The following is a 599-nucleotide window of genomic DNA, read 5'->3' as shown; positions in this document are numbered from 1 at the left end:
TTTTTTTTTTTTTTTTTTTTTTTTTTTTTTTTTTTTTTTTTTTTTTTTTTTTTTTTTTTTTTTTTTTTTTTTTTTTTTTTTTTTTTTTTTTTTTTTTTTTTTTTTTTTTTTTTTTTTTTTTTTTTTTTTTTTTTTTTTATTTTTTTTTTTTTTTTTTTTGGTGTTTTTTTTGTGTTTTTTGTTTTTTTGTTTTTTTTTTTTGTTGTTTGTTTTTTGTTTTTTGTTTTTGTTTTTTTTTTTTTTTTTTTTTGTTTGTTTTTTTTTTTTTTTTTTTTTTTTTTTTTTTTTTTTTTTTTTTTTTGTTTTTTTTTTTTTGTTTTTTTTTTTTTTTTTTTTTTTTTTTTTTTTTTGTTTTTTCTCTTACTGTATTTCTACAACCCGTTACCCCCCCCCCACCCACCCCCACCCCCACCCCCCCCCCCGCGCCCCCCCCCCCACCCCCCCACCTCCCCCCCCCCCCCCACGACCGCACAACACTCTCCCTCCCCACAAACCCCCGATCGTTCAAGTATTACACCGCTTACGTTAGGGATTACGGTATCTTGGTCTAGGATTTTTTTATAAGAGTCATTTTCTAAGCTGCCTGTACGGCAGTACAA

General features: G+C 27.0%; 1 protein-coding gene. It reads right to left on the bottom strand.

Going from position 1 to position 599, the window contains the following annotated elements; translation table 11 throughout:
- Positions 1–136: 136 nt before the first annotated feature.
- Positions 137–472: a hypothetical protein gene (locus V2H77_RS00140; protein WP_341497190.1), complete on the bottom strand. Its 336-nt coding sequence runs from the start codon at positions 470–472 to the stop codon at positions 137–139.
- Between the last annotated feature and the right edge of the window lie 127 nt (positions 473–599).

Origin of the sequence: Photorhabdus sp. P32 (assembly GCF_038085095.1) — a bacterium.
Lineage (GTDB): Bacteria > Pseudomonadota > Gammaproteobacteria > Enterobacterales > Enterobacteriaceae > Photorhabdus > Photorhabdus luminescens.
Note: the sequence above shows the minus strand (reverse complement) of the source record. Positions and strands in the feature narration are given on the sequence as shown.